The organism is Nocardia sp. CDC153 (assembly GCF_035818515.1).
Lineage (GTDB): Bacteria > Actinomycetota > Actinomycetes > Mycobacteriales > Mycobacteriaceae > Nocardia.
The window spans coordinates 679,795-706,536 of the sequence record NZ_JAYKYU010000004.1; the positions used below are offsets into that span (position 1 = coordinate 679,795).

The 26,742-nt window shown below is 67.9% G+C and carries 29 protein-coding genes; 14 read left to right on the plus strand and 15 right to left on the minus strand.

The window, feature by feature from the left end; translation table 11 throughout:
* The first annotated feature begins 311 nt into the window (after positions 1-311).
* The 7 genes from VMT65_RS25705 (at position 312) to VMT65_RS25735 (ending at position 9,004) form a co-directional block, all read left to right on the plus strand.
* Complete coding sequence (locus VMT65_RS25705) at positions 312-1,865, plus strand: succinic semialdehyde dehydrogenase (RefSeq protein ID WP_326310957.1); 1,554 nt, start codon at positions 312-314, stop codon at positions 1,863-1,865.
* A 108-nt stretch (positions 1,866-1,973) separates the two neighbouring features.
* Positions 1,974-4,499 (plus strand): sensor histidine kinase, encoded by a 2,526-nt coding sequence (locus VMT65_RS25710; RefSeq protein WP_326310958.1) that lies wholly within the window; start codon positions 1,974-1,976, stop codon positions 4,497-4,499.
* Entirely contained in the window at positions 4,477-4,875 is a 399-nt protein-coding gene (locus VMT65_RS25715; protein WP_326310959.1) for a roadblock/LC7 domain-containing protein, read from the plus strand. The genes VMT65_RS25710 and VMT65_RS25715 overlap by 23 nt, the downstream gene beginning before the upstream one ends.
* A 165-nt stretch (positions 4,876-5,040) precedes the next feature.
* Positions 5,041-7,653, plus strand: a complete 2,613-nt coding sequence (locus VMT65_RS25720; protein ID WP_326310960.1) for a sensor histidine kinase — start codon at positions 5,041-5,043, stop codon at positions 7,651-7,653.
* Positions 7,631-8,056: a roadblock/LC7 domain-containing protein gene (locus tag VMT65_RS25725; RefSeq protein ID WP_326310961.1), complete on the plus strand. Its 426-nt coding sequence runs from the start codon at positions 7,631-7,633 to the stop codon at positions 8,054-8,056. The genes VMT65_RS25720 and VMT65_RS25725 overlap by 23 nt, the downstream gene beginning before the upstream one ends.
* Positions 8,053-8,430, plus strand: a complete 378-nt coding sequence (locus VMT65_RS25730; protein ID WP_326310962.1) for a DUF742 domain-containing protein — start codon at positions 8,053-8,055, stop codon at positions 8,428-8,430. The genes VMT65_RS25725 and VMT65_RS25730 overlap by 4 nt, the downstream gene beginning before the upstream one ends.
* Positions 8,411-9,004 carry a GTP-binding protein gene (locus VMT65_RS25735; protein ID WP_326310963.1) on the plus strand — a complete coding sequence of 198 codons (594 nt, stop codon included), beginning with the start codon at positions 8,411-8,413 and terminating at the stop codon, positions 9,002-9,004. The genes VMT65_RS25730 and VMT65_RS25735 overlap by 20 nt, the downstream gene beginning before the upstream one ends.
* Positions 9,005-9,079: 75 nt before the next feature.
* On the opposite strand, the gene VMT65_RS25740 is transcribed toward VMT65_RS25735, so the two are convergent.
* From VMT65_RS25740 to mtnA, 5 genes are all read right to left on the minus strand, one after another.
* On the minus strand, positions 9,080-10,042 hold the full coding sequence (locus VMT65_RS25740) for a glycoside hydrolase family 5 protein (protein WP_326310964.1): 963 nt from the start codon (positions 10,040-10,042) through the stop codon (positions 9,080-9,082).
* A 1-nt stretch (position 10,043) separates the two neighbouring features.
* Positions 10,044-10,616, minus strand: a complete 573-nt coding sequence (locus tag VMT65_RS25745; RefSeq protein WP_326310965.1) for a PadR family transcriptional regulator — start codon at positions 10,614-10,616, stop codon at positions 10,044-10,046.
* A 131-nt stretch (positions 10,617-10,747) separates the two neighbouring features.
* On the minus strand, positions 10,748-11,431 hold the full coding sequence (mtnC, locus tag VMT65_RS25750; protein ID WP_326310966.1) for an acireductone synthase: 684 nt from the start codon (positions 11,429-11,431) through the stop codon (positions 10,748-10,750).
* A complete protein-coding gene (locus tag VMT65_RS25755) occupies positions 11,428-12,006 on the minus strand; it encodes a 1,2-dihydroxy-3-keto-5-methylthiopentene dioxygenase (protein ID WP_326310967.1) in 579 nt (192 codons plus the stop codon). Before VMT65_RS25755 ends, mtnC begins: the two co-directional genes overlap by 4 nt.
* Positions 12,007-12,025: 19 nt before the next feature.
* On the minus strand, positions 12,026-13,708 hold the full coding sequence (mtnA, locus tag VMT65_RS25760; protein ID WP_326310968.1) for an S-methyl-5-thioribose-1-phosphate isomerase: 1,683 nt from the start codon (positions 13,706-13,708) through the stop codon (positions 12,026-12,028).
* 213 nt (positions 13,709-13,921) lie between these two features.
* On the opposite strand from mtnA, the gene VMT65_RS25765 reads away from it, so the two are divergent.
* Together VMT65_RS25765 and VMT65_RS25770 are read left to right on the plus strand one after the other, a co-directional pair.
* Complete coding sequence (locus VMT65_RS25765; RefSeq protein ID WP_326310969.1) at positions 13,922-14,203, plus strand: hypothetical protein; 282 nt, start codon at positions 13,922-13,924, stop codon at positions 14,201-14,203.
* The gene (locus VMT65_RS25770; RefSeq protein ID WP_033091132.1) at positions 14,200-14,613 is read left to right on the plus strand and encodes a hypothetical protein; all 414 of its coding nucleotides are present in this window, start codon (positions 14,200-14,202) and stop codon (positions 14,611-14,613) included. The genes VMT65_RS25765 and VMT65_RS25770 overlap by 4 nt, the downstream gene beginning before the upstream one ends.
* Before the next feature lie 26 nt (positions 14,614-14,639).
* Here the strand turns inward: VMT65_RS25770 and VMT65_RS25775 are convergent, their stop codons facing one another.
* On the minus strand, positions 14,640-15,884 hold the full coding sequence (locus VMT65_RS25775; RefSeq protein WP_326310970.1) for a KasA/KasB family beta-ketoacyl-ACP synthase: 1,245 nt from the start codon (positions 15,882-15,884) through the stop codon (positions 14,640-14,642).
* A 39-nt stretch (positions 15,885-15,923) separates the two neighbouring features.
* Here VMT65_RS25775 and VMT65_RS25780 point away from each other — a divergent pair, with 39 nt between their 5' ends.
* Together VMT65_RS25780 and VMT65_RS25785 are read left to right on the plus strand one after the other, a co-directional pair.
* The gene (locus VMT65_RS25780) at positions 15,924-16,493 is read left to right on the plus strand and encodes a TetR/AcrR family transcriptional regulator (protein WP_326310971.1); all 570 of its coding nucleotides are present in this window, start codon (positions 15,924-15,926) and stop codon (positions 16,491-16,493) included.
* Positions 16,494-16,626: 133 nt separating this feature from the next.
* Positions 16,627-17,580 carry an endonuclease domain-containing protein gene (locus VMT65_RS25785; protein WP_326310972.1) on the plus strand — a complete coding sequence of 318 codons (954 nt, stop codon included), beginning with the start codon at positions 16,627-16,629 and terminating at the stop codon, positions 17,578-17,580.
* Here the strand turns inward: VMT65_RS25785 and VMT65_RS25790 are convergent.
* Entirely contained in the window at positions 17,555-18,076 is a 522-nt protein-coding gene (locus tag VMT65_RS25790) for an NUDIX domain-containing protein (RefSeq protein WP_326310973.1), read from the minus strand. The two genes, VMT65_RS25785 and VMT65_RS25790, sit on opposite strands and share 26 nt — an antisense overlap.
* A gap of 62 nt (positions 18,077-18,138) precedes the next feature.
* On the opposite strand from VMT65_RS25790, the gene VMT65_RS25795 reads away from it, so the two are divergent.
* Positions 18,139-18,591, plus strand: coding sequence for an SRPBCC domain-containing protein (locus VMT65_RS25795; RefSeq protein WP_326310974.1), 453 nt, complete (start codon positions 18,139-18,141; stop codon positions 18,589-18,591).
* A 10-nt stretch (positions 18,592-18,601) separates the two neighbouring features.
* Here VMT65_RS25795 and VMT65_RS25800 read toward each other — a convergent pair whose 3' ends face one another.
* Together VMT65_RS25800 and VMT65_RS25805 are read right to left on the minus strand one after the other, a co-directional pair.
* Positions 18,602-18,826, minus strand: coding sequence for a hypothetical protein (locus VMT65_RS25800; protein ID WP_326310975.1), 225 nt, complete (start codon positions 18,824-18,826; stop codon positions 18,602-18,604).
* Positions 18,827-18,861: 35 nt separating this feature from the next.
* The gene (locus VMT65_RS25805) at positions 18,862-19,662 is read right to left on the minus strand and encodes an HNH endonuclease family protein (RefSeq protein WP_326310976.1); all 801 of its coding nucleotides are present in this window, start codon (positions 19,660-19,662) and stop codon (positions 18,862-18,864) included.
* Between the two features lie 170 nt (positions 19,663-19,832).
* Here VMT65_RS25805 and VMT65_RS25810 point away from each other — a divergent pair, with 170 nt between their 5' ends.
* Positions 19,833-20,060, plus strand: coding sequence for a hypothetical protein (locus VMT65_RS25810; RefSeq protein ID WP_326310977.1), 228 nt, complete (start codon positions 19,833-19,835; stop codon positions 20,058-20,060).
* Between the two features lies 1 nt (position 20,061).
* On the opposite strand, the gene VMT65_RS25815 is transcribed toward VMT65_RS25810, so the two are convergent.
* From VMT65_RS25815 to VMT65_RS25830, 4 genes are all read right to left on the minus strand, one after another.
* Positions 20,062-20,559, minus strand: coding sequence for a sensor domain-containing protein (locus VMT65_RS25815; RefSeq protein WP_326310978.1), 498 nt, complete (start codon positions 20,557-20,559; stop codon positions 20,062-20,064).
* Positions 20,560-20,806: 247 nt separating this feature from the next.
* The gene (locus VMT65_RS25820) at positions 20,807-21,928 is read right to left on the minus strand and encodes an NAD(P)H-dependent flavin oxidoreductase (RefSeq protein WP_326310979.1); all 1,122 of its coding nucleotides are present in this window, start codon (positions 21,926-21,928) and stop codon (positions 20,807-20,809) included.
* A 140-nt stretch (positions 21,929-22,068) separates the two neighbouring features.
* Positions 22,069-22,476 (minus strand): NUDIX hydrolase, encoded by a 408-nt coding sequence (locus VMT65_RS25825; RefSeq protein ID WP_326310980.1) that lies wholly within the window; start codon positions 22,474-22,476, stop codon positions 22,069-22,071.
* A 20-nt stretch (positions 22,477-22,496) separates the two neighbouring features.
* On the minus strand, positions 22,497-22,874 hold the full coding sequence (locus VMT65_RS25830; RefSeq protein ID WP_326310981.1) for an ArsR/SmtB family transcription factor: 378 nt from the start codon (positions 22,872-22,874) through the stop codon (positions 22,497-22,499).
* A 113-nt stretch (positions 22,875-22,987) separates the two neighbouring features.
* Between VMT65_RS25830 and VMT65_RS25835 the strand changes: the two genes are divergently transcribed.
* Complete coding sequence (locus tag VMT65_RS25835; RefSeq protein WP_326310982.1) at positions 22,988-24,229, plus strand: MFS transporter; 1,242 nt, start codon at positions 22,988-22,990, stop codon at positions 24,227-24,229.
* Between the two features lie 78 nt (positions 24,230-24,307).
* Here VMT65_RS25835 and VMT65_RS25840 read toward each other — a convergent pair whose 3' ends face one another.
* Positions 24,308-25,507, minus strand: a complete 1,200-nt coding sequence (locus VMT65_RS25840) for an FAD-dependent oxidoreductase (protein WP_326310983.1) — start codon at positions 25,505-25,507, stop codon at positions 24,308-24,310.
* Between the two features lie 85 nt (positions 25,508-25,592).
* Positions 25,593-26,735: a serine hydrolase domain-containing protein gene (locus VMT65_RS25845; RefSeq protein ID WP_326310984.1), complete on the minus strand. Its 1,143-nt coding sequence runs from the start codon at positions 26,733-26,735 to the stop codon at positions 25,593-25,595.
* Positions 26,736-26,742 lie beyond the last annotated feature (7 nt).

Below are 26,742 nucleotides of genomic sequence, written 5' to 3' on the forward strand. Positions count from 1 at the left end.
AGGCTTCCGGCGAATCCCGCATCCACACCCCTCGTGCAGATGCGGGATCCTTGCCGGATCGGTCGACGCTGCCGTCGCCGCCGAATCCCTTACCCGGGGTACTACTGGGTGGTTCTTCGCTCGGGGCAGGCGATGGGTTACAGAGTTCGCAGGTAGGGGCCAAAATTTGGGCAATTGAGACATTTTGGGGCATCGGCATTTCCGGTCGGAAGACCGATTCGAGTGGCCTGGATTGCGCAGTCGCGGGCTGGAGGGCGGGGTGCGAGGTAGATTGTGTGTATCCGAAAGTTACCCGTAAGTAGGAGGCGATGATGCCGGTGCCGGATGCCGCGGTATTCGAACGGTTGCGCTCGTTCGCGGCCGTGGATACCACCCAGGACCACGCGGACCGCGCGATCACCGAGGTGTTCACCGGTCGGAGCCTGGGCACGGTGCCGGTGGGCACCGCGGCCGATGTCGCCGCCGCCGTGGCCAAAGCCCGTGCCGCCCAGGCCGAATGGGCCGCGCGCACGCCCAAGCAGCGGGCCGAGGTGCTGGAGCGCTACCGGACGCTGGTCGTGGAGAACCGCGAATTCCTCATGGATGTCGTGCAGGCCGAGACCGGCAAGGCGCGGTGGGCTGCGCAGGAAGAGATCATGGGCCTGATGTTCGCGGCCCGCTACTTCTCCCGCGTGGCCCCGCAGCTGCTCGCCCCGCACAAGACCACGGGTGCGTTCCCGGTGCTGAACCGGGCCTCGGTGCGCGCGGTGCCCAAGGGTGTAGTCGGGGTGATCGCGCCGTGGAACTACCCGATGCTGCTCTCGGTGGGAGATTCGATTCCGGCGCTGCTGGCCGGAAATGCCGTGGTGGTCAAGCCCGACAGCCAGACCCCGTACTCCTCGCTGGCCAATGCCGAACTCTTCCTCCGCGCGGGCCTGCCGCGCGACCTGTTCGCGGTGGTGCCGGGTCCGGGCACGGTGGTCGGCACGGCCATTGTCGACAGCTGCGACTACCTCATGTTCACCGGGTCCTCGGACACCGGCCGCACCCTGGCCGAACAGTGCGGCCGCCGCCTCATCGGCTTCTCTGCCGAACTCGGCGGCAAGAACCCCATGATCGTCACGCGGGGAGCCGATCTCGACAAGGCCGCCAAGGCCGCGGTGCGCGCCTGCTTCTCCAACGCGGGTCAGCTCTGCATCTCCATCGAGCGCATGTACGTCGAGCGCGCGGTGGTCGACCAGTTCACCGAGAAGTTCGTCGCCGCGGTAAAGGCCGCCAAACTCGGTGCCGCCTATGACTTCTCGACCGATATCGGCAGCCTCATCTCCGAGTCGCAGCTGGAGACGGTCACCAAGCACGTCGCCGACGCGGTCTCCAAGGGCGCGAAGGTGCTCGCCGGTGGCAATGCGCGGCCCGACCTGGGCCCGCTCTTCTACGAGCCGACGGTCCTGGCCGATGTCACCGACGCCATGGAATGCGGCCGCAACGAGACCTTCGGCCCGCTGGTGTCGATCTACCCGGTCGATTCGGTGCAGGAGGCCATCACTCGCGCCAATGACACCGAGTACGGCCTCAATGCCAGTGTGTGGGCGGGCAGCAAGGCCGAGGGCGAGCGGATCGCCGAGCAATTGCACGCGGGCACGGTCAATGTCGACGAGGGTTACGCGCCCGCGTGGGGCACGACCGGTGCTCCCATGGGCGGCATGGGCATCTCCGGTGTGGGCCGCCGCCACGGTCCCGACGGGCTGCTGAAATTCACCGAACCCCAGTCGATCGTGGTGACGCGCTTCCTCAACCTGGATGCTCCGGCCTTCATCCCCCAGGACAGGTGGCAGCCGTTCCTGATGGCGATCGCGCGTAGCATTCGCTTCCTGCCCGGTCGCTGACCGGGCTCCGACCCCGGGCTTACGGGGCGCTCGAGACGGTGTCAAATCCCGTCCCGCACAAAAGGACTCGCATCGCCACCCCGATGGTGACGCGGTTACGTTGCAGCGATGCGCTTTCCGAAGCTCGGGGTCCGAACCCGGATCCTGGCCATCGCGCTGGTCCCGAGCTTGGCGCTGGTGGTCATCGGTGTCAGCGCGACCGGCACCCTGGTGGATCGCTCCCACCGCGCCCGCAGCTGGGCCGACGAGATGCAGGCGGGTATCGCACCGACGCGTGAGCTGATCGAGGCCGTGCAGGTCGAGCGGCAGCTCACGCTGTGGCGGATCGCGGGGGTGGACAACGATGTTCGGCGGCTGACCACCGCGCGGCAGCGGCTCGACAACGCGCTGCGGGTGCTCGCACCCACGCAGTCCGCGCTGACCCGCATGGGTCCGGAATCCATGGGGCAGGCCACCGATGCCATTGCCGAGGTCAGCAAACGACTGGTCGGTCTGCGCTCGGGCGTCGACGCGGGCACGGTGGCGCTGGCCGACGCCTACGCGCTGTACAACCGCATTCCGCAGAGCGTGATGGCGGGCGTGCAGATCGCGGAGAAGACCGCGCCCGACGCCGCCACCGCCGTGGAGCTCACCCAGGCCGCGGACGTGCTGCACTGCCTCGAGGCGATGAGTCGCGCCTACGCGCTGGCCGCGTCGCTGATCGACGGCAATGACCTCTCGCCCGAGCTGGGCGCCGAATACCTCAGTCTGGTCGGCTACTACCGCACCCGCGTCGACGGCATCGTCACCCAGCCGGACGAGAAGCAGGCGACCGCCGCGAAGGCGCTGGTCTCCACGACCGCCTGGCAGCGGCTCGGCGTCGTCGAGCCCGTGCTGGCCCAGCACACCCTGGTCGAGACCGACGGCTCGGCGAAACGGACTCCCGCGCAGCCGCTTCCGATCTCGATGGCCGATTGGCAGCGCAGCTCCGATGAGGTGACGCACGGGTTGGCCGATCTGTGGCAGGCCGAGAACACCGAGGCGCAGGGGCTGGCCAGTCACGCCGCATCGGATACCACGCGCAAATCACTGTGGGCCGGTGTCGGCATGATCGTGGTGGCGCTCGTCGCCATCCTGATCGCCCTCGTGCTGGCCAATCGCATCATCCGCAGGCTCACCCGGCTGCGCGACCGCACCTTCGCGCTGGCCGACGAGGAGCTGCCCGAGACCATGCGGCGACTCGCGGCCGGTGAGGGCCTGGACGCCGAGATCGAGCAGCCCACCCTGGACTTCGGGCGGGACGAGATCGGCCAGGTGGCAGCGGCTTTCGGTCACGCGCACGCGACCGCCGTCGCGGCCGCGGTCACCGAGGCCCGCACCCGGGAGGGTGTGAAGTCGGTGTTCCTCAATATCGCTCACCGCAGCCAGGTGGTGGTCCACCGGCAGCTGGAGATTCTCGACGCGGCCGAATCCCAGCAGGAGGACCCCGCGCTGCTGGACATCTACTTCCGCCTGGATCACCTGGCCACCCGCGAACGCCGCAATGCCGAGAACCTGATCATCCTCGCGGGCGGTCGACCCGGCCGCCAATGGCGCAACCCGGTCCCGCTGCTCGAACTGGTTCGCAGCGCCGTCGGTGAGACCGCCGACTACACCCGGGTCCGAACCGGCCGCCTGCCACAGGCTTTCATTGCCGGACTCGCCGTCGCCGACCTCATCCACCTGCTCGCCGAACTCATCGACAATGCCGCCACCTACTCCCCGCCCCAATCCCGCGTGGACATCGCCGGCGCGTCCGTCGGCCGCGGCGTAGCGGTCGAAATCAGCGATCAGGGCATGGGTATCCCCGCCGACCATCTCGACCGCCTCAACGCCCTGCTCAGCGCCCCACCGGATTTCGCGGTCACCAGCCTGTCCGAAGACTCCCGCCTGGGCCTGTTCGTCGTCTCCCGCCTGGCCGCCCGCCACGACATCTCCGTCCGCCTGTCCGACTCCGACTACGGCGGCATCCGAGCCATCGTCCTCATCCCCTCCTCGGTCATAGAAGGCGAGATCCCCGCACCGAACGGCCGCCCGGAACCCCGCCTGCCGGTCCGATCCGCCGAATTCGAACAGGCCGCAACCGATTCGCCCCTCCCGCCCCGGGCCGCCGCCCACCTGGACAGCTGGGCCGACCGCTGGCCCCAGCGTGACCTCACCGCCGCGGACGGACGCATCGGCCAGAGCGACGCGCGCCAGTTTCGGACCGAGGAGCCGCAGGCCATCGAACCACCCGCGCGGTTGGCCGGTGGCGATCTCGGCGGAAGTGTTGGCCGCAAACCTTCCGACGCGGGTGTTGCTGCAGCTCATACGAACCCGCCCCGCAGCGGTCCAGACCTGCCGGAGGAACCTGGTCCGAGCGCCGGGCAAGGCCCGGACCGGGCGGATTCGCGCCCGGCGCTGCCCCGGCGGCAGCGGCAGGCCAGTCTCGCGCCGGAATTGGCCGAGACTCCCGGGGCCGCGGCCACCCCGGCACCCGATCAGCGCAGTGCCGAGCAGGCGCGAGAGCTGTTCTCGGCCATCGAGAACGGAACCCGACAGGGGCGGCAGGCCGACGGCGGCGTGTCGCCCCCCCATCCACAGGAAGGCGACGGTGAATACCTCCCACGCTGGTGATCTGGACTGGCTCATCGACGATCTCGTCGACAAACTCGCGGGTGTGCGGTGCGCGGTGGTGCATTCCACCGACGGGCTGCTGCTGGGGCGGTCGAAGAGCATGAGTCGCGAGGACGCCGAGCACTTCTGTGCGATGTCGTCGACGTTGTTCGGGCTCTCGCGCAGTGCCGGACATCGCTTCGACGGAGGTGCGGTGCGGCAGGCGGTGATCGAGCTCGATCGCGCGGTGCTGTTCGTGACCGCCGCGGGACCGAACGCCTGTCTGGCACTGCAGTCCAATGCGGACGCGAATCTGGGCATGGTCGCCTACGAGATGAATCTGACCGTGCAGCGCGTCGGTTCGTTCCTCTCGGCCGCGCCTCGACATCGCGCCTGAGTCGGTGAATTCCACTGTGCCGCCGCCGATTACCGCCCGTGAACTGCGGCTCGGCGGCGGCATGGTCTGTGATTCACGAACATACATAACTTTCAATGTCAATCTTGTTCCCGCTCACCGGGACCGATGCGGCGAATGTGACATACGTCCCGTTACCTTTGCCCGATGTTCAGAGCGAGGCTCGGGGTCCGGACCCGCGTGCTCGCCATCGCACTCGTCCCGAGCCTGGCGCTGCTCGCGATCGGTGTGGGTGGCGCGGGTTATCTGGTGGTCGAGGGCAAGCACGCACGGGAGTGGGCGGAGGCCTTGACGTCCGCGGCCCCGACCACCAATGAGTTGATCGTCGCGGTGCAGCAGGAGCGGCAGCTGTCCCTGGCCCAGATGGGCGGTGGTGACGACGCCAATCCGAAGGCCTTGGCGCAGGCGCGCTCTCGCCTCGACAAGGCATTGCAGGCCCTGGCCGCGATCACCCCGACCATGCAGAAGCTCGGCCCCAAGGGCATCGGCGACAATGTCGGCGGACTGACCACCCTCAGCGGTCAACTGGCCAGCGTGCGCACCCAGATCGACACCAACGCCATCCCGGTCTCGGACGCCTACTACTTCTACGGCAAGCTGCTCGAGGTCGTCTGGATCGGCACCCGCATGGTCGCCGACACCGCGCCCAGTTCCGAGGTGGCCCTGGAGGTCTCGAACGGACTGCAGATCGCGCAGGCCTCGGAGATGCTCTCCCGGGAAGCCTCGGTCGCCGAGGTGCTGTTCGGCGGCGGCAGCGTCCCGCCCGAGCTGGCCATCGAATTCTCCCGCGTGGCGGGCACCTACCGCGTCAACCTCGGCGTGCTCGCCGGCGGCGACGGCGGCGTGGGTGACAAGGACATGCAGGCCCTCATGAACGATCCGGACTGGACGAAGATCGTCATGATGGAGAACGTGCTGCTCTCGCGGGCACTGGATCCGATCACGGTGCCGCCCAGCAAGCCGGGCGCGGCCCCGCAGGTCGCCCCGCTGACCTTCACCCCGCAGGAATGGCGCGACACCGTCGCCAAACTCAACACCCAGATCCTGCACCTGTGGGACACCTCGAGTCGGCACAACGAGGCCGCCGCCGCGGCGGTCGGCGACCGCAATGCCCGCAACTCCGCGCTGGCCGGTGGCGGCATGCTCGCGGTCTCCGCGCTCGCCTTCCTGGTCTCCCTGATCCTGGCCAACCGGATCATTCGCCGCCTCAAGGGCCTGCGCAACGAGACGCTGGTGCTCGCCGATGAGCGGCTGCCCGAGATCATGGCCAAGCTGCGCGAGGGCAAGCCGGTCGATCCGGCCGCGGAGGCCGCCGTGCTCGACTTCGGGTTCGACGAAATCGGCCAGGTGGCAAAGGCGTTCAACCACGCCCACGCCGCCGCCTTGGCCGCCGCCGTCACCGAGGCCCGCACCCGTGAGGGCGTCAAGGCGATGTTCCTCAATATCGCCCACCGCAGCCAGGTCATCGTGCACCGGCAGCTCGAGATCCTCGACGCCGCCGAGTCGAAGCAGGAAGATCCGGCGCTGCTGGACATCTACTTCCGCCTCGACCACCTGGCCACCCGCGAACGCCGCAATGCCGAGAACCTGATCATTCTCGCGGGCGGTCAGCCCGGGCGGCAGTGGCGAAACCCGGTGCAGCTGCTCGAGATCGTGCGCTCGAGTGTCGGCGAGACCCTCGACTACACCCGCGTCAAGATCGCCCGGCTGCCGGAGGTGTCCATCGCGGGCAGCGCCGTGGCCGACCTCGTGCACCTGCTGGCCGAGCTGGTCGACAATGCCGCGGCCTTCTCCCCGCCGCAGTCGCAGGTCGAGGTGCGCGGCGGGATCGTCGGCAAGGGCGTGGCCATCGAGGTCATCGACCAGGGCATGGGCATGCCCGAGGCGGAGCTCGCGCGGGTCAACGAGATCCTGCGCGACGCACCCGATTTCGGTGTGAGCATGGTGCCCGACGACTTCCGCCTCGGCCGCTTCGTCATCGCCCAGCTGGCCTCCCGCAACGGCATCTCGGTGCGGCTCACCGAATCCGACTACGGCGGCGTGCGCGCCATCGTGCTGGTGCCGAACAATCTCACCGTGCAGCCCTCGGGCCGCACCGGCGAAATCCCGGCCGTGCCACGGCAATTGGATACCGCCGAGCCGTCCGCGGCCGCGCTGGCCGTCGCGGCGCTGCCGCAGCTGCCCGCGGCCCCGCCGTCGATGATCTCCAACTACGATCTGCCGATCGTCGGCTACGAGCCCCCGGCGGCGGAGACGCCCGCGCCCTACAACCCGCCGACCGCCCCGAAGTTCGAACCGTTCGGCCCGTCCACCGGGTCCTTCGCCAAGCAGCCCGAACCGGCCGGTCCCCCGACGAACGACTACGCGCCCCCGCTGTCCTTCGGCGCGGCAGCACCATTCGACCCGCCGACCAACCCGCGGCCCGCGCCGGAACCCCAAGCCGCCCCGCAGCCGCCCTCGGAAAACGGTTTCCGGGCTCGCGAATTCGGGCGTTCCCATTACACTGGCTCCGACGTCCGACCCGCGCTCCCGCGTAGGCGTCGGCAGGCAAGTCTCGCACCGGAATTGGCGCAGGAGCAGTCGGCCCCCGAGCCGGCCACCCAGGCCACCCGCACGGCCGAGCAGGCCCGAGACCTTTTCTCCGCTATCGAAAACGGGACCAGGCAGGGCCGCAAGGCCGACCCCGGTTCGTTCGGGCCTGAGTCGCAAGCAATCTCGGAACGACAGGAAGGCGACGGTGACCACCTCAAACGCTGGTGATCTCAACTGGCTACTCGATGATCTGGTCGACCGGCTCGCAGGCGTCCGTCACGCGGTGGTGCACTCCACCGACGGGCTGCTGCTGGGCCGCTCCTCCGCCATGAGCCGCGAGGACGCGGAGCACTTCGGTGCCATGTCCTCGACCCTCTACGGTCTGGCCCGCAGCGCGGGCGGCAGATTCGACGGCGGCGGCGTCCGCCAGGCGGTGATCGAACTCGAGCGCGCGGTGCTGTTCGTGACCGCCGCCGGCAGCCACGCCTGCCTGGCGTTGCAGGCCACCGAGTCCGCCAACCTCGGCATGGTCGCCTACGAGATGAACCTGACCGTCCAACGCGTCGGCAACTACCTGTCCACCACCCCGCGCCACAACCTGGCCGGACAAGGCAACCCCCGACTGTCATGAGGCCGGGGCCGGGGGAACAGTGGTTCGATGACGCGGCCGGTCCGCTCGTGCGCCCCTACGCACGGACCGGTGGCCGAACCATGGGCGCTGCGCACGATTTGGACATGCTGACGGTGGTGGTGGTACCCAATGCCGCCCCACCATTGCGGCGCGTCGAGCCGGAATACGGCGACATCGTGCGGTTGTGTCGGCTGCCGCTGTCGGTGGCCGAGGTGTCGGCCGCGCTGCGGCTGCCGCTGGCGGTAACGAAAATCCTGGTGGGGGACCTGATATCGGACAATATCCTCAACTTCCGGGCCCCGGCCTCCCCCGAGACCGCGCCCGGTGACCTCAACATTCTGCGAGCGGTACTCGATGGCATTCGAAAACTCTGATACCGCCCAGCCCATGGCCGCCTCGGTGAAAATCCTCATCGCGGGCGGCTTCGGCGTGGGCAAGACAACGATGGTGGGGGCGATCTCGGAGATCACCCCGCTGCGCACCGAAGAGCTCATTACCGAGCTGTCCGCGGGCGTGGACGATCTGCGCGGCGTGGAAGGCAAGACCACCACCACCGTCGCGCTCGACTTCGGCCGCATCACCATCGACCAGAACCTGGTGCTCTACCTGTTCGGCACCCCCGGACAGGACCGATTCTGGTTCCTGTGGGACGAATTGGCGCGCGGGGCGCTCGGCGCGGTCGTGCTGGCCGACACCCGGCGACTGGAGGGTTCCTTCGCCGCGATCGACTTCTTCGAACGCCGCGGCGTCGCGTTCACGGTGGCGGTCAACTGCTTCGAGGGCGCGCCGCTCTACACGCCCGCCGAGGTCCGCGAGGCGCTGGATCTCGACGAGCGCATTCCGGTACTGCTCTGCGACGCCCGCGACCGCGGGTCGTGCAAGAACGTGCTCATGACCCTGGTCGAGTACCTGATCGAGCGAGCCGCCTCGACCGGGGCGCACGTCTGAATTCCGGCTCCCCCAACGACAATCGCGTCCGACCGGCGACCCCGGTAGGACGCGATTCGCGTTTTCGGGCGATGCTCAGCCCAACACCGCTCGCGCGTCACCGGTCAATGCGGTGAGCAGTGGCTGGTTCCAGCCGCCGGATTGCGCGTCGTAGAGGGCGAAGGTCGGACCGAACGACCATGCGCCCCAGGAGAAACCGCGCTCCTCGGCGAGCAGTCGGTTGAACGCGGTCCAGCGGGCGCGCGAGGCATTGTCGGCATGCACCGAGGTGCCGAACTCGCCCAGGAACACCGGGCGGTCCGCGGCGGCGGCCCAGGCGGCGATCCCGTCGAAGCCCCCGGTGAGTTCGGCCCGCTGCTCCGGGGTGCCGTCCCAGGTATTGCCCAGCCAGGACTTCGGGTCGCCGAAGGGGGTCGTGCCCAGCCACTCCTCGCCCTGCATGGTGAAGGTGATCGGCCAGTACTGATGGACGGTGACAATGAGATCGCGGTCCGCCGTGGGCAATTCGAGCTGCGGCAGGGTACGGGCATTGTTGTAGGCTCCGGGACCGACGATGACGGCGCGGTGCGGATCGACCTTGCGCAGCACGGTCAGCAGGCGCGCGATGTAGTCGTTCCACAGCGCGTCCAACGCCTCGCGCGGTTCGGCCAACGGCTCGAGCAGAATCGATTCCGGGTGGGCCGCGAAGCGGGTGGTGACCTGCTCGGTGATGGACAACAGCCGATCCAGGTACCTCGGCGGATCCGCCATCAGCTCCGGATCCAGAAAGTTGGTCAGCACCAAGGCGAGTCCGCGTTCGGTGGCCTGCTCGGCCAGCGTGGCCACGCGGTCGAGGGCCGCGGCGTCGATCTGGAATCCGGGCCCGGTATGGGCCGCCCAGCAGACACCCAAGCGGACGGCGGTGAATCCCGCCTCCCGGCACAGATCCAATTCGTGCTCCCCCACCGGGAGCGTCCAACCCTGCTCGATATCGGCACCCAAGTCGAGTCCGATATTGATCGTCCGGGCCAGCAACCGGTTGGTGTCGTGAATGCCCATGTCACTCAAATCCTTTCGGCCATACCAAACGACCCGTTCGCAGGTCGTCCGCGAAGGTGACCAGCCACTCGTGCTCGGCGCGGCGCAGGGTCTGCCCGTAGGTCTGGTCGGTGAGGAAGATCGCCGGGACCTCGCCCGCCGCGGCGACCGCCGCGTCGACCGCGTCGATCTGCTCGGCAATCCGCTGCGCGCGCCGCGTCACCAGGTCGATGACCTCGGATTCGGGCAGGGCGAACATGAACAGCAGCGCGGTGGTGAACGCCGCCTGATCGTGGGCCGGGTCGCCCAAGAGCTCCCGCAGCCACTGCACCAGCGTCCGCAGACCCGACTCGGTGATCCGATACACCGTGCGTTCGGGCCGATTCCCTTCCCGCGCAGCCTCGCCCGCCTCGATGAGCCCGGCGGCGGTGAGGCGGCGGACGGCGTCGTACATCGAGGCGTTCTTCAGCTTGAGCACCGTGTCGTGACCGCGCTCGCGCATGACTGTCCGCATCTCGTATCCGTGGCGGGGTTTCTCCGCCAACAGACCCAGCACGGCCAGTGTGACGGGAGTGCGCAGCAAGCGCGGTGCCATATCGCTCCAATAGTCGAACTCGGCTAGTCGAAATCGACTATACGCTCTGGGTGTGGAAATAGACATCGCCCCGTCGAATGCGAGATTCGACGGGGCGATGGGGAGTCGGCCGGAAGTGCTTGCCGCGGTGATCAGTTGGGTTCGACGTCGGCGAAGTCGCTGATCCAGCGGTGGTCGCCGCGAGGGCTATTGGGCTCGCCCGGGCGGGTGACGCCAATGGCCTGCCAGCCCGCCGCGACGGCCGCGTCGACCTCGTCGGGGTGATCGGAGAGGAACAGGATCTGTTCCGGCGGAACGCCGATGGCGCTGGCGATCTTCTCGTAGGAGGAGGCCTCGCGCTTGGGGCCCGCCGTCGACAGATCGAAGTGGCCGCTGATCAGTGGGGACAGGTCGCCGCCGCGGGCGAAGGCGAACCAATCCTTTTGATTGCGAACCGAACCCGAGGAGTAGATGTAGAGCTCGAGTCCGGCGTCGCGCCAGGCGCGCAGCACCGGCGGCACGTCGGGGAAGAACTCGCCGTGCAAGGCGCCGCTGCGGAAGCCCTCGGCGCAGATGATGCCCTGGGCCGCCTTCAACGGCTCGGACTTCACGTCGGTGTTGAGCCAGTCGATGAGGATCGCCGCCACCTCGGCGGCATCCGCGTCGGGCCGACCGGCCTGGGCGCGGGTCGCCTCGATAATGGGATCGGCCGCGCCGCCGGTGTTTTCGGCGAGCCAACCCGGCAGTCGATCGCGGGTGTACCCATAGAGGTCCTCCCGCACCGAACTGGTCGGGCTGGTAGTGCCCTCGATATCGAGCACGACCACCTTGATCATGCCGGGGCCAGCAGCTCGTCGAGGGTCGGGAAGCCGCCGGAGATCTTGTCGCCGGTGAAATCGCCGATCCAGCCGTCCTCTTCCTCGAAGAAGCGCACGGCCACGAACTCCGGCCGCGTGCCCATGTCGAACCAGTGCAGCGTGCCCGCCGGGACCGAGACCAGATCGCCCGCGGTGCAGACGGTCGCGAGGACCTCATTGCCCAGGTGCAGGTAGAAGCAGCCCGCGCCGGCCGCGAAGAAGCGGACCTCGTCCTCGGCGTGACGGTGCTCGTCGAGGAACTTGGTGCGCGCGGCGACCGCCTTGGCGGGCCACTCCGGGTCGGTGTCATCGGGGTGGATGCGGGCCACGTCGATGAACTTGTAGCGGCCGTCGGCATTCAACGCGTCGATGCGCGGCTGGTATTCGGCCAGCAGCTCCTCGGTCGTGGTGGCGGCGCTGAAGCCTTCCAGCAGCGGCCAGCGCTCGAAGGTGATGCCGCGCTTGCCGAGTTCGGCGGCGATCACCGCGTCATCGGAGGTGCGCAGGATGACATCACCGGCGTCCTTGTCGGACATGATCTGCAGCAGAGTCATTAGGGTTCCTTTCTCGGAACTAATTCTGGCCCACCGGAATCTCACGGTGGCCGGTCAAAGTGGTCAGTTCGCACATGGCCTCGAGGCATTCGGCCCGATCGCGGGCCTGCGCCAGGCTCGAGCCCCAGGCGGTGATGCCGTGCCCGGCGATGAACAGCACGGGCGGGGCATCGGGGTGCTCGGTGAGGTACTTCTCGATGTCCGCGCCGATTTGCGGGACATCGGCGTGATTCGGGAAGACGGGGATGTCGATGAGATCGGGGCGGGACGAACCCAGGCCCTTGATCAGCTCGTAGCCCGCGAAACGCGTTGTGGTGACGCCGGATCCGGCGGTCTTGATGGACACGGCGGTGGCGTGCGGCGGGTGCACGTGCACGACCGCGTCGGCACCGCGGGTGCGGTAGACGGCGGTGTGAATGGTGGTCTCGGCGGAGGGCTTGCGGCCCGACGCGTCGACCGGCTTGGAGTCCACGACCGCGACGGTCACCATGTCGGTGGCCGTGAGCTCGCCCTTCGACAGGCCGCTGGCGGTGATGACGGCCGTATCACCCTGTCGCACCGAGATATTGCCCGAGGTGCCGGGCATCCAGCCGCTGGCGTAGAGGCCGCGTGCGATCTCGGCGATCTCGGTACCCGCCGCGTTCGCGGAGGTGACGGTCGAGCCGGAGGCGGTGACCCCCGAGCCGGAAGAAGCGCTCCGCGCCGCGCTCGGGTCGCCCAGCACGCCGTACTCGGTCACCACCGCGGTGACCAGCTCGGCCGGGGTGACATCGAAGGCCGGATTGAAGGTCTTGGTGCCCTCGGGAGCCGTTGCGACGCCGCCGAATCCGGTCACCTCGGCCGCGGCCCGCTGCTCGACCACGATGTCGGATCCGCGCGCGGTGGAGATATCGCGGGTCGATTCGGGCGCGACCACGATGAACGGAATGCCATGGTGCTTGGCGGCAATGGCCAGCATGTAGGTGCCGATCTTATTGGCGACGGCACCGTCGGCGGTAATGCGATCCGCGCCCACCACCACGGCATCCACCTGCTCGGTCGCCATGGCCCAGGCGGCGGCGGAATCGATGGTGAGGCGGTGCGGGATACCGGCTTCGGCCATCTCCCACGCGGTCAGGCGCGCGCCCTGCAGCAGCGGGCGGGTCTCGTCCACGATCACCTCGGCCAGCGCGCTGCGCTGATGCAGGACGCGCAGTGCGCCGATCGCGGTGCCCCAGGCGGTGGTGGCGAGTCGGCCGGTATTGCAATGGGTCAGCAGTCGCAGCGGGCGGTCGGCGCAGAGTCGCTGAATCAGATCGGCGGCCTCGGTGGCGGCGGCCAGATTCACGCGGCCGTCCTCGGCGAGCAGTTCGAGGGCCTCGGCCTCCATGGCCCGCACGCCCTCGGGGAGTTTGGCCAGCGTGCGCTGTACACCCCAGGCCAGATTCACCGCGGTCGGTCGGGCGTCCGCGATGCGGGCGGCCTCGGTCTCGACCCGCGCGGTGTCGACGACTCCGTCGGTGGTCGCGGCCCGCGCCGCGATCACGACACCGAACGCGCCGCACACGCCGATCGCGGGCGCACCCCGCACGGCCAGGGTCTTGATGGCATCGATGACCTCGTCGACCGTCGTGATTCGAAGCTCCCGCAGCTCGTGCGGCAGCGCCCGCTGGTCGATGGTGACGAGCGCACCGTCGGCCCACGCGATCGAACTCTGATCCATCTAGTTCTGTCCTCTTGACTGGAGAATTGCGGCAGCGCCCACGGCCGTGGACACACTCCACCGTATCGAACGCGGATCCACGCCTGACCGGCAGGTTTCGGATCAGTCGAATCCGAATAGCCGGTTTTCGCGCGGGATGCGCGCAACATCGGGTATCGCGGTCCCGGCGTTGTCAGCTCGCGCCCGTCGCGCATACCGCAGTACCCTCCCGGTATGGCAAGACAGCGTCGCACCCGCAAGATCACCGTGACGATGCCGGAGGAGATCGCCGCCACCCTCGACGATTGGCGCACTTCCGGCCGCATTGCCTCGATTTCGAGCTTCGTCGCCGAGTCCGTGAAGGCCCGCGTCGACCGCGCCGAATCCCTGGCCCGCCTCGAGAATGCCCTCGGCGGCCGCCCGCCCCTCGATCTGATCAACCGCGCCCGGGCCGTCCAAGGTTTGCCCCCCTTATCGGATGAGGAGAACGCCAGCGGCGACCGCGGCGCGGCATGACCCCCGCCGCCCCCACCCTCGGCGGCGTCGTCTTCGACACCGCCGCGCTCACCGCCTGGGCGCACCGCGTGGCCTACGTGCAATCCGTGGTCTGGGCGACCGCGGACGCCGGGCACACGATCATCGTCCCCGCCACCGCGCTCGCCGCGGCCCGTGCGCTGATTCCGCCCGGGCGGCTCGACATTCTCTCAGTGCTGCTGGACCTGCCCAATACCGTCATCCAGCCCCTGGATCGACCCGCCAGCGACCACCTCGGCGACACTCTCGCCGACCGGCCCGACGCCGATGCGCTGATTCCCGCAGGGCACGCGACTCTCGAAGCGGTGAGCCGGGATTGGCCCTGCCTCACCGACCGGCCGGACACGCTGCGGAAGCTGGATCCCCGCGTCCAGACCGACAAACTGCCCTGATCGGCCTCCGAGGCAACGACTTTCGCTCAGGCCCTGCCGAGCGCGAGGGTGACATTGTGGCCGCCGAAACCGAACGAGTTGGTCAGCGCGTAGCGCAACTCCTGGTAGCGGGGTTTGTCCGCCACCATATCGAGCTCGGTGCCCGGGTCCGGGGTCTCGAAATTCAGTGTGGGCGGGATGATCTGCTCCTCGAGTGTGCGCAGGGTGAGCATGGCTTCCAGCGCGCCCGCCGCGCCGATGGAATGGCCGAGTGCCGATTTGGGCGCGTACACCGAGGCTTTCGGGGTGACCGCCATGATCGCCTTCGCTTCGGAGGCGTCGCCCACCGGGGTGCCGGTCGCGTGCGCATTGACGTGGTCGATGTCGTCGCCGGTCAATCCCGCTGTCGCGAGGGCCTTGCGCATGGCGCGGGCCGCGCCGTCGCCGTCGGGGGCGGTGCCGGTGATGTGGTAGCCGTCCGAGGTGATGCCCGCGCCCAGCACTCGCCCGAGGATCTGCGCGCCGCGCGCTCGCGCGTGCTCCTCGGACTCCAGCACCAGCAGCGCGCCCGCCTCGCCGAAGACGAAACCGTCCCGGTCCTTGTCGAAAGGCCTTGAGGCACGCTGGGGTTCGTCATTGCGCGTGCTCATTGCCCGCATCATGGCGAAGCTGGCGATCGGCACCGCGTCGATATGACCCTCGACGCCACCCGCGACCACGACATCGGCCTCGCCGGTGGTGATCAGCCGCCACGCGTGTGCGATCGCCTCGGCACCCGACGCGCACGCCGAAACCGGCGCGTATACACCGCCTTTCGCGCCGATTTCCAGTCCGACGGTCGCGGCGGAGCCATTGGGCATCACCATGGGCACGGTCATCGGCGGCACCTTGCGGTACCCGCCCGCCCGCATGGAATCGACCGCGTTCACGAGCGACTCGCCGCCCCCGAGTCCGGTGCCGACCGCCACCGCGAGCCGCTCCGCCTCGACCTTCGGCGTCCCCGCTTCCCGCCACACCTGCCGGGCGAGCACCAGCGCCAACTGCTGCACGAACGACATCCGCCGCTGCTCGATCCGCGTCAGCTGCTCCCCCGGCTGCGCCACCAACCGCCCGCCGATCCGCACCGGCAGCTCGTATTCGGTCACGAAATCATCTGCGAGCGTGCCGATTCCGCTCTCCCCCGCCAGCAGCCGCACCCACGTCGACTCCAAATCGGCCCCGAGGCAGGTGGTAGCCGCCATCGCGGTGACCACCGCACCCCGCCGAGTTTCTGTACCACTTGTTACACCCATGCCGACATGGATACCTGTACCACCCGCTACAGTCAACCCGTGCCCCGCCCACTCGACCACGCCCGCCGCGCCGAACTCCTGGAAGGCCTGATTGCCTACATCGCCGACCGCGGCCTGTCCGAACTCTCCCTCCGCCCCCTAGCGGAATACCTGGGCACCAGCTCCCGCATGCTCATCCACTACTTCGGCACGAAGGAAGCAATGCTGGTCGCCGCCTTGGAAACCCAGCGCCCCGACATCGCTGCCCTCTTCACCGGCATCGACTCCGCCGCGGTCCTGCGCGACCGCCTCTGCGCCTCTTTCGAAATCAACACCGCGGGCCAATTCGCCACCAGCCTCCCGGTCCTCCTCCAGGTCCTGGGCGCGGCCACCGTCCCCAACAGCCCCTTCAAGTCCTACGCCACCGACGCCATCGAAGTCCTGGTAGACGCAATGACCAACTCCCTCACCCGAATCGACCCCACCATCCCCGACCCCCAAGCCTCCGCCACCCTCCTCATCTCCGGCATGCGCGGCCTAATCCAAGACTGGTGGATCACCGCCGACACCCCCCGCATCCGCCGCGCAGTCACCCTCCTCATCTCCCAAGCCATCCCCACCACCCCCTGATTCGACCCCGACGAGCATGCAATCCAGCAGGCAAACGTCGAGAAGGACTCTGCTGGATTGCATGCTCGTGGGAAGGGGGTGCGGAGTTGGGAAGTGGGGGGTGGTGGTGGAGGGTGGGCGGGAGAATTCGGGGATGGGGGTTGAGGGGCTGATTCGGCGGGAGTGGGCGCTGCGGGAGGGGATCGTCACTCGGTATGCGCTGGAGAAGGATTATCGGCTGGTGTATCCCGGCATCTATCTGCCGAAGGGGGTCGAGTTGGATGCGCGGGGGCGGACGCTGGCCGCGGCGTTCTGGGGTGGGGATAAGGCTGTGCTGGTGGGGTTTTCGGCGCTCGTGATGCATGGGGTGCAGTGGTTTGCCGAAGAACCCGCCGAGTTGTCGGGACCGAATATCACTCGCGCTCCAGCAGGAGTTGTTGCCAGGCAATATGAGCTGCTGCCGCAGGAGGTCGTATCGATCGACGGTGTGCGGGTAACCTCCGCCGAGCGGACCGGGTATGACCTCGGCCGTCGGTTGCGCTTCGGAACGGCTGTGGCGGTCCTGGATTCGCTCTGCCAGGTGACAGGGCTGGTACCTGGCCGGATTCTCGAGATCAGTACCGATCATCCGCGAGCTCGCGGGAACGGCAGGCTGCGTGAGGTCATCGGCTATGTGGATGCCGGGGCAGAATCACCCCAGGAGACCAGGACCCGACTTCTCTTGCTGGCCGCCGGATTTCCGCGACCCACCACCCAAATCGAGGTCCGTGACGAGTACGGCCGCTTCGTTGCCCGGCTGGACATGGGTTGGCCCGAATGGAAGGTGGCCGTCGAGTACGACGGCGCCCAGCATTGGACCGACAAGCGCCAGTACGCCCACGACATCGACCGCCAGGCCCGCCTGACCGCCCTCGGCTGGACCATAATCCGAGTCTCGTCGTCCCACCTCCACACCCACCCCCACACCATCCTCACCCGCACTGCCGCCGCCCTCCGCGCCGCCGGTGCCCCCATTCCCGACGAGCATGCAATTCGGCAGGCAAACGTCGAGAAGATGCCTGCTGGATTGCATGCTCGTGGGGTTAGTGGAGGGAGGCGGCGAGGGTGAGGAGGTCGGGGAGGTGGGGGCCGTCGGATGCGGCTCGGGAGATGGCTTCGGGGAGGGGGAAGAGGGCTACCTCGAGGATGTGTTCGGCGTCTTCGGGGTTGGTGGGGGTGCCCGTCAGATGGACGTCGGCTGTGCACCAGAGCCAGGCCTTGTGGGGGTGGGGCTGCCAAGGGCGGTAGGGAGTCGGGCGGTCGGTCGTTGCGTAGTGGGCGCCGAAAGGGTGCAGGGGGCCTGCCAATTCGGCACCCGCTTCCTCGGCCAGTTCACGAATCACGCAGGACTCGATGGATTCTCCGGCCTCCCGGGTGCCGCCGGGGAGGAACCAGACGTCGCGGTCGTCGCGACAGAGGACGATGCGGTCGCCGACGAAGCAGACGACGTGGATGTTCGTCACCAATTCGTCGGGTGGGAGGTCGGTGGAGAATTGGACGTCGAGGCCGCCCCACTCCCAGCGGGCGGGGGTGTAGAGGAGGGGGTAGCGGTCGGCGAGGGTCATGGTTCGACCGTAGTGGGAGGGCATGGCCGACGCTTTAGAACTGGTTTCAGTATTGTTCCCCCATGGCCTTCGTCATCGATAAGACCGTGGAGATCGACGCGCCCGCCGAGCTGGTGTGGCAGGTGCTGACCGATGTGGACAAGTACGGGGAGTGGAATCCCTTCTGCCTGGAGTGCAAGACCACCCTCGAACCGGGGTCGCCGATCGATATGAAGGTGCGGCTGGTCGGGCCGAAGCCGAAGAAGCAGCGGGAGTTCATCCGAACTCACACGCCGGGCAAGGAATTCAGCTACAACATGAAGCCCCTGCCGCTGGGCCTGCTCAGCAGCGAGCGCTCGCACACGGTGACCACGCTCGAGGATGGCCGTACCCGGTACTTCTCGCACTTCCAGCTCAATGGCGCACTGGCACCGGCGGTTTCCGGTCTGCTGGGCCGCGCCTTGACCACCGGGTTCATCGATATGACCGATGCGGTCAAGGCGCGGGCCGAGGCACTGAAGACCGCCCAGCACTAGCGACCGGCGCTCACGCCTCGAACGGCACCACATTGCCCGCGGCGTCGCGGCCACCGCTCTCGTTCTCGATGGCGGTGGCCAGCTCCTCGGGGCTGTCCCAGCTGCGCGGTTCCTCGTCTTCGAGATTGCCGATCGTGTACCAGGTGGCGGTGCCGCGATAGCGCACCAGCCCGTGGCCCGAATAATCCAGCGTCACATCGAGATCCCCGGAGACCGTTCCCTCTTCCCGGGTCATGACGGCTGCCTCGCTGCGGATCTCGACGATGGCGACTATGTGAAATCTCCCTTGCTGGTGCAGTCCTGCACCGCGGTCTGCAGCGCGGACTGTTCTTTGGCATCGACGTTCAAGCCGTACTTTACTTTCACCTGGATGTAGCGGCCGATATAGGCGCACCGGAAATTCCCGGGCGGCAAGTAGCTCGACGGGTCCTGATCGCCCTTGGAGCGATTGGCGGTGGGATCGGAAATCACCAGGTTCAACGCGTCATTGGCGATGTGGCGGCGGGTGTCGTCGTCGAGCTTCGAGGCGCCCGAACGCCATGCCTCGGCCAGCGCGACGATGTGGTCGATGTCCAGACCGGACGAATCGGTGGTCCACTTATAGGGTTTGAGGGCATTGGTCTTCTTGTCCATGACCCCGTATTGATCGCGCCAGCCGCCATTGGTGCCGACGGTCAATTTGCAGCTGCTGGGATCCAGTTTCACCGGCCCGGTCGCGTCGCGCAGCAGGACGACATCGCGGGTCGTGCAGCGGCTGTATTGCGCGAAGGCGTCGCCGAATCCGTGTTCGGGTTTCTCGGTGTCCCAGTGCGGGAATCGCTCCCGGGAATACCCGGCCATGGGTAGCTCATCGGCCACTTTGAGTTTTCCCAAGAGGGCGCTGATCTCCTTGGCCGACCCCACCGGGCCGCCGCGATCGGGTGCCGGTGGCCCGCTCGAATCCGGTTTGCCGGAGCCACCGTGGTTTTCGAGAACGGCGATCACGGCGGCCAGCGCGACAACGAACAGCAGCGACACGGCCGCCTTCAGCGCGCGGCGCAGGGCTGGGGAAGAGATCTTCTTCTGCAACATATCCCGACCACCGTGGCAATCCACCACCCGAAACGGCAAGCCACACGCGCGTTTCCGAGACCGGTCTCACACCTGCCCCGGATTCTCGTGTCCCCGAAAGCTGGGCTGTCGACAGTGTCGACGCTGCTTCCATACTGGGCCCCGTCAAGATCGAGAACAATGGAGGCCCAATGAATTCCAGGAAGTTCCTCGGCGCGTTGACCGTGTCGGCCGCACTGCTGACACCGGCGGCTGCACTCGCCGCACCTGCGCAGGCGGAGGTCGTGCTGACCCCGGCCCAAGACGTCGATGGCAGCGGATCCGCCAGTGGCTCGGCCACTTACGGTAAGGAAGGCGTCGAGTTCCTGGTCTGCTTGCTCGAGGGCGGTTTCACGGGGTCCAAGTACCCCCTGTGCTGATTCACACCTGATGCAGCCAGGCTATGAAAAACGCTGTCCCGCCCAGGAACAGCAGCACTGAGATCGGGACGGGCCACCACGGCCCGACCCGACCCAGCAACCGCCGAGTCAACTGCAACTGAATCCACCCCAGCCCCGCGATCAGCAGAACCCACAGCGGAAACGGCAGCGCGCCCCCGGCGAAATGCACCGCCCACGCCCCCGCCAATGTCGGCCCGCCCCAGGAATGTTCGTAATCGTGTGCCGCGATCAGCGGATAGAAGATTCCCCGCACCGCGGCGATAACCATCAGAAACGCCGCAAACCAGGCGACCAGTCCCACCGCCAGCGCCAACACCGAGTGCGCGATCGCCCGCCACACCCCCGGCTCCCGCAACTCGAACGGCGACCGAAACACCCGCCGCACCACCCGAGCCCGAACCCCCGTGGGCGCGAAGGCAACCGGCACCCCCAGCAGCGCGAAATACGCCGCCCGCAACACCCGCTCCACCTTCCCCATGCCACCCACACTAATCCGGGTCCGACCCCGCGGTCGGTAAGCCGCCGTTCCGCGCCGGGCTTGCCGCCGCGACCAGACATCCGGGAGCACGGCCACCCTCGACAATGCGCTCCACGCCACCGACCGCGAGCGGTCGACCACGTTGGCGTCCATGACCGGTGCGCGTGGTCGTCCGCTCGGGGATCGGAGCCACGGTGCGACTCGGCGCGCCGGGTAGCCCTTCCGGCGCGCCGAATTCCGCTGAGTGTCAGGCGTTGTTGAGCTTGTTGAGGCGCTCGCAGGATTCCAGGTATTCGGCGATGAGGCGCTGGACGACGTCGGCGGAGCGTTCCATCTTGTTCATCATGCCGACGACTTGGCCGACGGGGTTGAAGTTCACGTCCTTGGCCTGCTCGGGGTAGCGGTGGCCGCGCTTGACGCCGTCGAGGGCGACCATCATCTGCAGCGGCATGCCCAGGGGCTTGGGGTTTTCGGGGGCTTCCCAGGCCTCGGTCCAGTCGTTCTTGAGCATGCGGCAGGGCTTTCCGGTCCACGAGCGCGAGCGCACGGTGTCGGAGCTGGTGGCGTCGATGTAGGTCTGCATCTGCGCGGGCGGCACATTGGCCTCCTCGACGGTCAGCCAGATCGAGCCGGTCCACGCACCGGCGGCGCCCATGGCCAGCGCGGCCGCGACCTGACGGCCATTGCCGATGCCGCCGGCGGCCAGCGCGGGCATATCGCCGATGGCGTCGATGACCTGCGGCCACAACACCATCGAGGCGATCTCACCGCAGTGCCCGCCGCCTTCGGTGCCCTGCATGACCACGAAGTCCAGCCCGGCGGCCTTGTGGTTGAGCGCGTGCTTGACCGAACCGCAGAGTGCGCCGATGAGTCGGCCGGAGTCCTGGATCTGCTTGATGACATCGTCGGGCGGGGTGCCCAGGGCATTCGCGACGAGCTTGGCCTTGGGGTGCTTCAGGATCACCTCGATTTGCGGGGCGACCGTGGTGGCGGTCCAGCCCAGCAGCTGGTTGTGCTTCTCCTCCGGCGGCAGGTGCGGCACGCCGTGGTCGTTGAGGATCTTCTCGGCGAAGTCGCGGTGGCCCTGCGGAACCAGCTTGGCCAGTTGGGCTTCCAACTCCTCGGGGGTCAGGCCCTCGACGCCCTTGCCCTCGTACTTGGAGGGAATGACCAGGTCCACGCCGTAGACGCCGTGCACGTGCTCGTCGAGCCACTGCAGCTCCACCTCGAGCTGCTCGGCGGTGAACCCGACCGCGCCGAGCACACCCAGACCACCCGCATTGCTGACCGCGGCGGCCACGTCCCGGCAGTGGGTGAAGGCGAAAATGGGCACGTCGATGCCGAGGCGATCACAGATCTCGGTACGCATTGGTGGTGGGCTCCTCTGAACTTTCCGGCACTGGAAACGTTGTGCCCACAACACTAGAACATGTTCTACATTGTGGCCAGACTGTGTATGATTACCGGCGAGTACACATCCGGTACGTGTTCCAGTTTCCGGGCCCGATTTCAGGCCGCGAGCAGGCCCTCGGCCACCAGATCGTCGAACAACAGCTGATCCACCGGCGGCACGTGCGGGCGGTCGGCGTAGGTGAACCAGGCGATTTCCTCGATCTCGCTGCTGACCGCGAGGGTGCCGGAGTAGTCGGCGGTGTAGCAGGCCATCCGCACGACGGCGTCGGGAATCAGCGCCTCGTAGGTGCCGACGTGGGCGACGGTTTCCGGTGCGATCTCGACGGTCAGTTCCTCGCGGATCTCCCGCACGAGGGTTTGCAGATCCGTCTCCGCGCCTTCGCGTTTGCCGCCCGGGATATAGAAGACGTCCTTGCCGCGCGGTCGCGCGCACAGGATGCGGCCGTCCTCGATGCGCACCCATGCCACGGTGTCGATCAGTCGCTGTTCCCGGTCGGTCTGCATTCGCGCAGCCTAGCGGGCGGTCACTCCGCGGGCTGCCAGGCGGCGACGAGGGCGAGCAAGCCGGGGAAGCGAGCTTCGAGATCGTCGATCCGGACCTGACTACGGCGTTCCAGGCCGTACTGCCGCTGCCGCGTGATACCGGCTTCGCGCAGGGCCTTGAAGTGGTGCGTCAGTGAGGATTTGGGGCGGTCGATGCCGAACCAGCCGCAGGGATGATCGTAGGCCTCGGAGTCGAGCAGCAGTTTCTGGACGATGTAGATCCGCAACGGGTCGCTCAGCGCGCCCATGACGGTCTCCAGGCGCAGGTCGTCGACGGCCGGTTCCGGCAACGGGTCCGGGACCACGTCCGGCTCGGGCGGGAGCGCGAACTTCGGTACCGGGCGCACCTTCGTCGACATCGGCGAACTCCTCACGGTCATCACTAGTACGACTTTGATCGTACAGCATGCTATGTTCGACTTCATTCGTACTAGTTCGAGTAAATTCGAACTATGAGTTGGAGGTAGTGGAAGTGGTTGCGACACAATCCCGCCCGGCGGATTCCAGGGAATCGACGGCCCTCGAGACCCCGCCCGGCCTCGCACCGACCTGGTGGATCTGGCTCGCCGCCTGGCCCGTGACGGCGATCTTCGTGCTCTCGAACGCGGCGACCCCGCTGTATGTCCTGTGGCAGCGCGACTTCGGATTCTCCAAGGGCACGATGACCGTGGTCTTCGCGTTCTACATCGTCGGCCTGCTCGGATCGCTGCTGGTGTCCGGCGTGGCCTCGGATCGGCTGGGACGCCGGGCGGTCCTGCTTCCGGCCCTGACCCTCGCCGCAGTCGCCTGCGTGATCTTCGCGACCGCACCGAGTGTGATCGCCTTGATGATCGCCCGCCTGCTGACCGGAATAGCGGTCGGCGCGGCGGTTTCGGCGGGCATGGCGGCAGTGACTGATGTAGCCGGACCTGGCCGCAAGCCGCTCGGCGCGTTGCTCGCCTCGTGCGCCATGGTCCTCGGCGCGGGCGTCGGACCCTTGCTCGCCGGAGTGCTCTCCGAAACGGCACCCGCCCCGACCGTCACCGTCTTCCTGGTCGAAATCGCGCTGCTGGCCACGGCTTTCGTGACCGTCCTGCGGATGCCGCTGGCCCGACCGACGTCAACCGGCAACGGGTCGTGGATCCGCATCCCCGGCGTCCCGCGTGGCAACGCTCGTCAGCTGGCCCTCGGCATCGCAGTCTTCGCCCCCGGAATCACCGCAACATCCTTCGTCCTCTCCCTGGGCCCGTCCCTGCTCTCGGGTCTGCTGGGCACGACCAGCCGAATCATTGCCGGTGCCATGGCCTTCGCCATGTTCCTGACAGCCACCGCGGTCCAGTTCGCCGTCCGCTCCCTCCCGCGCCCGACGATCATGACCGCCTCGGCGTTCGGCACAGCCCTCGCCATGGCCACCCTCATCCTGGCCATCGAGGCCCACTCCGCGCCCGCCCTCATCGCCGCCGCCCTCCTAGCGGGCACCGGCCAGGGCCTCGGCCAACTGGGCGGCCTCTCCCTCCTCAACCACACCATCCAGCCGACCCGCCTGGCCGAGGCGAACGCCGCCTTCAACGTCGGCGGCTACATCCCCGCCGGCCTCCTCCCCGTCTCCGTCGGCTACCTGAGCGACGCAGTCGGCCTCCCCACCGCCACAACAACTTTCGCCGCCACCCTAATAACCCTCTCCGCAGTCGCCGCAACCCTGATCCTCCGCAACCGCCAGTCCCTCCACCCCTAACCCCCACATCCACGAGCATGCAATCCAGCAGGTGTCTTCTCGACGTTTGCCTGCTGGATTGCATGCTCGTGGGGTTGATCAGAGGGTTTCGGGGCGGAGGCCTATGCCGCCGAGGTAGGCGGTGAGGGCGGAGAGGAGGGGGAAGTGGTCGATGAGGCGGAGGGGGGTGGGGACGGAGGTCAGGGTGGCGGTGAGGGCGGGTTCGAGGAGGAGGGTGTGTTCGGAGAGTTGGGATTTTTGGGTGAAGGCGGTTGGGAGTTGGCGGCGGCGTTGGACTTTCGCTAGGTCGGAGCGGGTGAGGGTGCCGGTGCGGAGGGGTTCGGCGAGGAGGCGGGCGGCGGCTACGGCGTCCTGGATGGCGAGGTTGACGCCGACGCCGCCGACCGGGGACATGGTGTGGGCGGCGTCGCCGAGGCAGAGCAGGCCGGGGCGGTGCCAGGTGGGGAGGCGGCCCATGGTGACTTCCAGGAGTTTGACGTCGTCCCAGGATTCGATCGTGGAGAGCAGGTCGGCGGACCAGCCGAAGAGTTGGGCCAGTTCGTCTCGCAGCCAGGGGATTCCCTTGGCGCGCAGGCGGGCGTCGGAGCCCTTCGGAATGAGGTAGGAGGTTTGGTAGTAGTCGCCGCGGTCCATGGTGACGGCGGCCCGGCCGTTGGCGAACCGGGCGAAGACCTGGGAATCGTGGTGAGCGCCCGCCTCGGCCGGGATGCGCAGCCACCAGACGTCCATGGGGACTTCGAACATGCGCTGGCGCAGACCGGCCGCCGCGCGGGCCGCGGAATCGCGGCCGTCGCAGGCGAGGACGAGGTCGGTGGCGAGGGTTTCGACGGTGCCGTCCGGATTTCGCAGGTCTACGCCGATGACGCGGCCGGATTCGCTACGGAGGCCGACGAATTCGGTCGCCATACGCAGGGTGAAGGTCGGTTCGGCGGACGCCGCGGCGGCGAGCAGGTCGAGGAAGTCCCACTGCGGGACCATGGCGATATAGCGGTGCGGGCCGGGGATGCGGCTGAAATCGGCCGCCACGACGGTGCGGTCGGCGACATGCATGCGCATCCGCTCGAGTTTGCGGTGCGGAAGCCGGGCGAACCGCTCCCCCAGACCGAGCCGATCCAGCAGGCGCAGCGTCGAGGGGTGCACGGTGTCGCCGCGGAAGTCGCGCAGGAAGTCCTTGTGCTTCTCGACCACGGTCACCTTGACCCCGGCACGGGCGAGCAGTAGCCCGGCCATCATGCCCGCCGGTCCGCCGCCGATCACACAGCACTGCGCGAATTCCATTGCGCCCACTCCATTCCCACCAATTGGATTGACTACTACGATAAGTAGTAGCCAATCCGAGCGGTTTCGCGCAAGGGTGAATCGACTACGGGCAGAGGGCGTCGCTGAGGAGGGTGAGCCAGTTGGGTTCCTTGGCCGAGGAGTCGTTCATGGCGATGGTTACCGCGCGGGCGTCTCGGGTTGCGCCGGAGATGGTGACGTAACCGTTGATTTCTCCCGAGTGGCCGAAGAATTCTGTGCCGCAAGAGAGTTGGGCCGCGCCGATGCCGAGACCGTAGTCGAGTCCGGTGCCGTCCGCGCGGGGCTGTGTCGCGAGCATGTCGCGTAACTGCGCGTCGGCGAGGATCTTTCCGGCGACCAGGGCCAGGTAGAAGTTGTTGAGGTCGTTGCCGGTGGAGATGAGGCCGCCCGCGGACCAGGCAATCGATGGCTCGGAGCGGGTGACGTCGGTGGATGCGCCGTCCACCGTCATATAGCCCTGCAGGTGCGGGCCCCGGAATCCGGTCTCGCCCGGGCCGGGGAGGTAGGTGTCGGTGAGGTGATTCGGGGTGGTGATGCGGCCGGTCAGTTCGTCGGAATAGGTTCTGCCGGTGACCTTCTCGACCAACATGCCGGCGACTATGAAGTTGGTGTTGGTGTACTTGAACCGCTCCCCCGGCGCGAACTGAGCGGGCTTGCGCAGTGCGAGGGCGATCTCCTGGGCCGGGGTGAAGGTGCGGCCATTCGCGACGGCCTGGACCTCGTCGACCTCGGGGTCGTTCGACATTTCCGGTAGTCCGCTGCGATGTTCGAGGATCTGGCGCACCGTGATCGCCCGTCCGTCCACCCCATCGCCGCTCAGCAACCCCGGCAGATAGCTGTCGACGGGCTCGTCGAGCCGGACCTTCCCCTCCGAGACCAGTTGCATAATGATCGTCGCCGCAAAGGTTTTGGAGATACTGCCAACCCGAACCTGCTGCGGCGGAGCCATCGGAATCGGCGTCGACTTCGCCCGATCGGCGACCCCGGCCGTCAGCGTCACCGTCTGCCCGTTCTCGGTGAGGGTGGCGACCACCCCGGGCATCCCATCCCGCACCAGCCCGTCGATATCGGCCCGAACCTTGTCAACCCGCTTGGCCGACACCGCCATTGGCGTAGTCGACACCGTCCGCGGCCCCTCCGTCGACACACTCGCACACCCCGCCGCGCCCAGGAGCGCCAGCACTGTCACCGTCGGCACGATTCGCATATCTAGA